Source organism: Caballeronia sp. LZ065, assembly GCF_031450975.1.
In the GTDB taxonomy this organism is placed as follows: domain Bacteria; phylum Pseudomonadota; class Gammaproteobacteria; order Burkholderiales; family Burkholderiaceae; genus Caballeronia.
In genome coordinates this window covers 2472498-2479679 of record NZ_JARUXV010000001.1, presented here as the reverse complement: position 1 = coordinate 2479679, position 7182 = coordinate 2472498, and the positions used below count along the sequence as shown (strand labels likewise).

Annotated in this window: 8 protein-coding genes; 6 read left to right on the top strand and 2 right to left on the bottom strand. The window is 63.5% G+C overall.

Translation table 11 applies throughout. The annotated features are described in order from the left end of the window. Together QCE63_RS11450 and QCE63_RS11445 are read left to right on the top strand one after the other, a co-directional pair. Window positions 1-276, top strand: a 276-nt coding sequence (locus tag QCE63_RS11450) for an FAD-binding protein (protein ID WP_309832943.1), incomplete at its 5' end; no start/stop codon positions are given. 100 nt (window positions 277-376) lie between these two features. Further along, a complete protein-coding gene (locus tag QCE63_RS11445; RefSeq protein WP_309832942.1) occupies window positions 377-2167 on the top strand; it encodes an acyl-CoA dehydrogenase in 1791 nt (596 codons plus the stop codon). Between the two features lie 53 nt (window positions 2168-2220). Here QCE63_RS11445 and QCE63_RS11440 read toward each other — a convergent pair whose 3' ends face one another. Further along, window positions 2221-3513, bottom strand: a complete 1293-nt coding sequence (locus tag QCE63_RS11440; RefSeq protein ID WP_309832941.1) for a D-amino acid dehydrogenase — start codon at window positions 3511-3513, stop codon at window positions 2221-2223. A 152-nt stretch (window positions 3514-3665) separates the two neighbouring features. Here QCE63_RS11440 and QCE63_RS11435 point away from each other — a divergent pair, with 152 nt between their 5' ends. After that, window positions 3666-4154: an Lrp/AsnC ligand binding domain-containing protein gene (locus tag QCE63_RS11435; protein ID WP_309832940.1), complete on the top strand. Its 489-nt coding sequence runs from the start codon at window positions 3666-3668 to the stop codon at window positions 4152-4154. 66 nt (window positions 4155-4220) lie between these two features. Beyond that, window positions 4221-5366, top strand: coding sequence for a PA0069 family radical SAM protein (locus tag QCE63_RS11430; protein WP_309832938.1), 1146 nt, complete (start codon window positions 4221-4223; stop codon window positions 5364-5366). 3 nt (window positions 5367-5369) lie between these two features. Here the strand turns inward: QCE63_RS11430 and QCE63_RS11425 are convergent, their stop codons facing one another. Beyond that, window positions 5370-5873 carry a hypothetical protein gene (locus tag QCE63_RS11425; protein WP_309832937.1) on the bottom strand — a complete coding sequence of 168 codons (504 nt, stop codon included), beginning with the start codon at window positions 5871-5873 and terminating at the stop codon, window positions 5370-5372. 245 nt (window positions 5874-6118) lie between these two features. Here QCE63_RS11425 and rpsP point away from each other — a divergent pair, with 245 nt between their 5' ends. Both rpsP and rimM read left to right on the top strand, forming a co-directional pair. Next, complete coding sequence (rpsP, locus tag QCE63_RS11420; RefSeq protein ID WP_309811632.1) at window positions 6119-6373, top strand: 30S ribosomal protein S16; 255 nt, start codon at window positions 6119-6121, stop codon at window positions 6371-6373. 64 nt (window positions 6374-6437) lie between these two features. After that, the gene (gene rimM / locus QCE63_RS11415; RefSeq protein ID WP_309832936.1) at window positions 6438-7175 is read left to right on the top strand and encodes a ribosome maturation factor RimM; all 738 of its coding nucleotides are present in this window, start codon (window positions 6438-6440) and stop codon (window positions 7173-7175) included. Window positions 7176-7182: the final 7 nt, after the last annotated feature.

Here is a 7182-nt window from a genome sequence, read left to right as displayed (position 1 = left end):
CTGGGCGCGGCGCTGGGCGCATCGCGCGCGGCGGTCGATGCCGGCTACGTGCCGAACGACTTCCAGGTGGGCCAGACGGGCAAGATCGTCGCGCCGCAGTTGTACGTGGCAGTGGGCATCTCGGGTGCGATCCAGCACTTGGCGGGCATGAAGGACAGCAAGGTGATCGTCGCGATCAACAAGGACGCGGAAGCGCCGATCTTCAGCGTGGCCGATTACGGTCTCGTCGGCGATCTCTTCGCGGTCGTGCCGGAACTGGTGAAAGAGCTGGGCTGAAGCCGCGCTGGGTGAATCGCATTCGCCATGACACGAACGAGGGCGCGACGGATGTTGCGCCCTTTTTTTCGGCTATCGAGGTAAGGGAGGAGACAGGACGATGAGCTACCACGCCCCGCTCAAGGACATGTTGTTCGTGATGAAGGAGTTGGCCGATCTCGACGGCATCGCCGCGCTGCCCGGTCACGAAGACGCAGGCTTCGAGACCGCGCAGGCGGTCGTCGAGGAAGCGGCGCGCTTTTGCGGCGAGGTGATTGCGCCGCTGAACGTCGCAGGCGACCGCGAACCCAGCGCGTGGGCCAACGGCGAAGTCACCACGACGCCCGGTTTCAAACAGGCCTTCCGGCAGTTCGCGGAGGGCGGCTGGCAGGGCGTGGTGCATCCGGCGGACTTCGGCGGGCAGGGCTTGCCGAAGCTGATCGCCACGCCATGCATCGAAATGCTCAACTCGGCGAATCTCTCCTTCGCGCTGTGTCCGCTCCTGACCGATGGCGCCATCGAAGCATTGCTCACGGCTGGAAGCGACGCACAGAAGGCGCGCTATCTGCCGAAGTTCATCTCGGGTGAATGGACCGGCACGATGAACCTGACCGAGCCGCAGGCCGGTTCCGATCTCGCGCTGGTGCGCACGCGCGCCGAACCGCAGGGCGACGGCACGTACAAGCTGTTCGGCACGAAGATCTTCATCACGTACGGCGAGCACGACATGGCGGAGAACATCGTGCATCTCGTGCTCGCACGCACGCCCGACGCGCCCGAAGGCGTGAAGGGCATCTCGCTGTTCGTCGTGCCGAAGTTCCTCGTCAACGACGACGGCTCGCTCGGCGCGCGCAACGACGTGCACTGCGTGTCGATCGAGCACAAGCTGGGCATCAAGGCGAGCCCGACCGCGGTGCTGCAGTACGGCGATCACGGCGGGGCGGAAGGACATCTGATCGGCGAGGAGAATCGCGGGCTCGAATACATGTTCATCATGATGAACGCGGCGCGTTTCGCGGTGGGCATGCAGGGCATCGCGGTGGCGGAACGCGCGTACCAACAGGCCGTGGCCTACGCGAAGGAACGCGTGCAGAGCCGTCCCGTGGACGGCAGCGCACGGGCGCCGGTGACCATCATTCATCATCCGGACGTGCGCCGCATGCTCTCGACGATGCGCGCCTATACCGAAGGCGCTCGCGCGCTGGCGTATGTGGCGGCGTCGCATAGCGATCTGGCCCACGCTCATGCCGATGACGCCGCGCGCCAGAGTCATCAAGCCATCTACGAGTATCTCGTGCCGATCGTGAAGGGTTTCAGCACGGAGATGTCCGTCGATGTCGCGAGCCTCGGCGTGCAGGTGCATGGCGGCATGGGTTTCATCGAGGAAACGGGCGCGGCACAGCATTATCGCGATGCCCGCATCCTGCCGATCTACGAAGGCACGACTGCGATCCAGGCGAACGATCTCGTCGGCCGCAAGACCGTGCGCGACGGCGGCCGCACCGCGCAAGCATTGCTCGCGCAGATCGACCAGACCATCGCGGCGCTCGCGGAGATCGAGGGCCAGCCGTTCAAGTCGATGCATCGGCATCTGAGCGCGGGATCGCTGTCGCTGGCGCGCGCGATCGAGTTTGTCATCGCGAAGGTCAAGAGCGATCCGAACGCGGTGTTCGCAGGCAGCGTGCCATATCTGCGGCTGGCGGGCGTCGTGCTGTGCGGATGGCAGTTGGCGCGCGCGATGCTCGTCTCGCACGCGAAGCGGTCGGAGGACGAACGTTTCCATACAGCGAAGATCGCGACGGCGGAATTTTTCGCGGAGCATATCCTGTCGCTGGCGCCGGGCATCGAGGCGTCGATCGTCAGCGCGAATGGCCGTGAAGGTGTGCTCGCCTTGAGCGAAGACCAGTTCTAGGAAAGACAAACGGCGCCGTTGAAGGCGCCGTTTTTGTTTGATGCTTCGAAAGCTCACGCGTTCGCGTAGCCCGGCCGGCCGTTCACGCCGACGTCGCCTTCATAGCGATGCACCGAGAGGTCATCGGCACGGATGGCGGGCTGTTTGCCCGACATCAGATCCGCCAGCAACTGGCCCGAACCGCACGACATCGTCCAGCCCAGTGTGCCGTGACCCGTGTTGAGGAACAGGTTCGGCACGCGGGTACGGCCGACGATCGGCGTGCCGTCCGGCGTCATCGGGCGCAGGCCGGTCCAGAAGCTGGCCTTCGCGGTATCGCCGCCGCCGGGGAACAGGTCGTTCACGCACATTTTCAGCGTCTCGCGGCGCGCCTGCTTCAGTTCCTTGCTGTAACCGACAATCTCCGCCATGCCGCCGACGCGGATGCGGTCGTCGAAACGCGTGATGGCGATCTTGTAGGTTTCGTCGAGCACAGTGGAGACCGGCGCACGCTCGGCATCGACGATCGGCGCGGTGAGCGAATAGCCCTTCAGCGGATAGACCGGAATCTTCACGAGATCGCGGAGCAGCTTCGGCGAATAGGAACCGAGCGCGACGACATACGAATCAGCCGTCACCCTTTCCTGGCCGCACTGCACGCCCGCGATGCGGCCGTTGGCGACGAGCAGCGCGTCGATGGACGTGTTGTAGCGGAACTTGACGCCGAGCGCCTCGGCCATCGCGGCGAGACGCGTCGTGAACATCTGGCAGTCGCCGGTTTCGTCGTTCGGCAGACGCAGCCCGCCTGTCAGCTTGTGCGACACGGCGGCGAGCGCGGGCTCGGCTTTCTTCAATTCGTCCGCGGTCAGCAGTTCGAACGGCACGTTGGCTTCCTTCAGCACGTTGATGTCCTTGCCGGCGCCATCGAACTGTTGTTGCGAGCGGAACAGCTGCAGCGTGCCGCCGGTGCGGCCTTCGTACTGGATGCCGGTGTCGGCGCGCAGCGCCTGCAGGCAGTCGCGGCTGTATTCGGCGAGGCGCACCATGCGGCCCTTGTTGACCGTGTAGCGATCCTGCGTGCAGTTGCGCAGCATCTGCCACATCCATTGCAGCTGGTTCATCGTGCCGTCGAGACGGATGGCGAGCGGCGCGTGCTTCTCGAACATCCATTTCACCGCCTTGAGCGGCACGCCTGGCGCGGCCCACGGCGACGCATAACCCGGCGAAATCTGTCCGGCGTTCGCAAAACTCGTTTCGAGCGCGGGGCCCGCTTCGCGGTCGATAACCGTGACGTCGTGGCCCGCGCGTGCGAGGTAATAGGCGCTCGTCACGCCAACGACGCCGCTTCCGAGAATAACGATTCGCATGAGAACTCCGACCCGATTCGGTGACGCTTCCGAATGCGCGTGCTTTAAGTGGATCGACGCGGCTATCTGAAGCTCGTATAGTGTTATCGACTATGGTATGGATATCGAGGCAGTTTTAGTTATTGTATTTAGACGGTTTTCAGGAAAAACACATGAGAACGCAGCGAAATCCCGTGCGCACGCTCGACAAGCTCGATCACAAGATCCTGAACCTCCTTCAGGAGGACGGCCGCATCGCGATGAAGGACCTCGCGGAGCGTGTGGGGCTTTCGGTGACGCCGTGCATCGAGCGCGTCAGGCGCATGGAGCGCGATGGCGTCATCACCGGCTATTACGCGCGCGTGAATCCCGCTGAACTGGGCGCGGCGCTGCTGGTGTTCGTGGAAATCACGCTCGATCACAAGAGCGGCAACATGTTCGAGAAATTTCGCCGCGAGGTGCAGAAGATTCCCGAGGTGCTCGAATGCCATCTCGTCTCCGGCGACTTCGACTATCTGATCAAGGCGCGTATCGGCGAGATGGCCGACTACCGCAAGCTGCTCGGCGACATCCTGCTGCAATTGCCGGGCGCGGTGCAGTCGAAGAGCTATGTCGTGATGGAGGAAATCAAGGAGACGTTGAAGATCCTCGTCGAGGTGTGATTCTTCGCTTGCGTTGCCGTCCGACTACTGTATATTTGTACAGTATTGTTTGACGGATTTGCTGCAATGTCATCGCCCGACCGTGAATATCCTGTCGCGCCGCCCGCGCCGCTGAAAGGGCGCGGTGCGGTCACGAACCTTCAGGGGCGTTACGAGAAGGACGAGCGCGAGCGTGTCGACGACGGCTGGCTGCATAGCGTCGAAGGCGAGGAAAACGGCGCGCCGCCGCTGCGCACGCAGATTTTCGAAGAGCGCGCGAAAAGCATCCTCACCCGCAACAGCTCGCCGGACATCCCGTTTTCAGTCTCGCTCAACCCTTACCGGGGGTGTGAGCACGGATGTATCTACTGCTTCGCGCGGCCTACGCACAGTTATCTCGGGCTGTCGCCCGGGCTCGATTTCGAGAGCCGCATCTACGCAAAGATCAACGCGCCCGAACTGCTCAAGCGCGAACTCGCGAAGCGGAATTACGAACCCGAGCCTATCGCGCTCGGCGTGAATACGGATGCCTATCAGCCCGTCGAGCGCGACTTGCGGCTGACGCGGCGCGTGATCGAAGTGCTGCACGACTGCGGCCATCCATTCGCGGCCATCACGAAGAACTCGCTGATCGAACGCGACATCGACCTGCTCGCACCCATGGCGGAGCGCGGGCAATTCATGGCCGCCATCACCATCACGACGCTGGACGCGGAGATCGCGCGCACGCTGGAGCCGCGTGCATCGACGCCTTCGCGGCGTTTGCGCACGGTGCGCGCGCTCGCCGATGCGGGCATTCCGGTGGGCGTCAGCATCGCACCGGTGATTCCGTTCGTCACGGAGCCGGACCTGGAGCGCGTGCTGGAGGCTTGTGCGGAGGCCGGTGCGACGAGCGCGAGCTACATCGTGCTGCGCTTGCCGTGGGAAGTCGCGCCGCTGTTCAAGGACTGGCTCGCGGCGCACTTTCCGGATCGCGCGGATCGCGTGATGGGCCGCGTGCGCGACATGCGCGGCGGCAAGGACTACGACTCGAACTTCTCGACGCGCATGAAAGGCGAGGGCCTATGGGCCGACATGCTGCGGCAGCGTTTTCGCCAGGCAACCCGGCGGCTTGGACTGAACGCGCGGCAGCGCGGCATTCTTGATATGTCCGAGTTCCGGCGCCCGGAAAACCAGACCGCAGCCGCGAAGGCGACAGCGGTCCCGCCGAATCCTCAGTTCGACCTGTTCTGAAGCTTATTGCGACAGCGTCTTGGCCGCCTGGACCTGGCCTTCGAAGTATGTCTGGAAGGTCAGTGCGAGGCCGGTCATCAGCAGGAACGCGCCGATCAGCAGCGAAAAAATCACGATGAAGATCACGGTCCAGCCGGAGCGGCTTTGGCGTCCGGTGTGCGCGTTGAACTGCGCATCCCATTTGGCATCGGGGCGCAGTCCGTAGACGATGGCCGAGAGAAACGCCGCCAGCAGCGAAACGGCTCCTGGAAAGGCCAGCGCCCAGCCGAGCAGTGAGGCGCGCTCGGTTTCCTTCAGTAGCAGATAGCCGAACGCCCCCAGCACGATGCCGACGATATGCGCCCAACCATATTTGTCGCGCAGTCCATACAGATAAAAACGATGCAGGCCGATCGAGCCGAACAGGAAGGCGAGCGCCGCGGTGAGCGTCTTCGAACGGAAATAGGGCGGGACTTGCTTGCCGGCAGGCTTCGAGCCGGAGGGCGTGGCGACGGACGAGGAAGTCATCAGCGAAGGCGGTGGTAAAGGAGAATGCGGCGGGAGTGCGGGCCTCATTTTACGCCCGCGCGCGCCCCGGACGCCGATGCCACGATGCCGCACAGGACCGATTCCCGGTATCCGTGAAACTCGCGAAGCGATCCTTCGCACAGCCCTGCATTCAAAAAATGCTTCAAGTGTTTGGTGGCGCAGTGAAATCCGGCTATAATCGCCTGTTCTCGTTGTTCCGAACCCCGGTTTTCAAGGATTTCAGCATGGTCATCATCCGCTTGGCTCGTGGCGGCTCGAAGAAGCGCCCGTTCTACAACATCGTCGCAACTGACTCGCGTAGCCGTCGTGACGGCCGCTTCATCGAGCGCGTGGGTTTCTACAACCCGGTCGCCACGAAGGGCGAATCGCTCCGTATCGCTCAGGACCGCCTGACGTACTGGAAGGAAGTCGGCGCACAACTGTCGCCGACGGTCGAGCGCCTGGTCAAGCAGGCTCAGCAAGCTCAGCCGGCTGCCTAAGTCGCTGCGCACGCTGACTTAGACCACGCAACACAACGCTCGAAACCTGCCCAAAGGCTCGCCGATGTCCACGCGCGATTCAAAATCCGGACGCGCTGCTGGAAGCATCGGTCAGCCGCAGCCGGGGCAAGATGAAGGTTCCGCCACGTTTGGTGCATTCGTCCGCAAGCCGGGCGGGCGCCGCGTGGCGACCGACGTTTCGAGTGGCAGAGTTTCGAGTGGTACCCAGACCGACGGCGCAATCGAGCCGGTCGAGGCTTTGCCTGAAGACGCCGTTGAAGTCGGTTTCATTGCCGACGCCTACGGTCTCAAGGGCTGGGTCAAGATCGTCCCGCACGCCGGCGGCAAGCAGGGCGGCGATGCCTTGCTGAGCGCGAAGCGCTGGTGGCTCGTGAAGGGCCGCGAACGCAAGTCCGCACGCTGCATGCAGTCCAAGGTGCACGCCGACACCATCGTCGCGCGCCTGGACGGGTGTGATGACCGCGATCTGGCCATGTCGCTGAAAGGGCATACGGTGCATATCGCGCGCAGCGATTTCCCGAAGCTCGCCAGCGAAGACGAATTCTACTGGGTCGACCTGCTCGGCCTGGATGTCGAAAATGAAGCCGGCGTGGCCTTGGGCCGCGTCGCAGATCTGATCGACAACGGCGCACATTCCATCCTGCGGATCGAGTATCCGGACACCAGCAAGGATGGCACGCCCATCACCGGCGAGCGGTTGATTCCGTTTGTCGGCGTGTATGTGAAGACGGTGGACCGCGCGGCGAAGCGTATCGTCGTGGACTGGGACGCCGACTTTTGAACCTCGG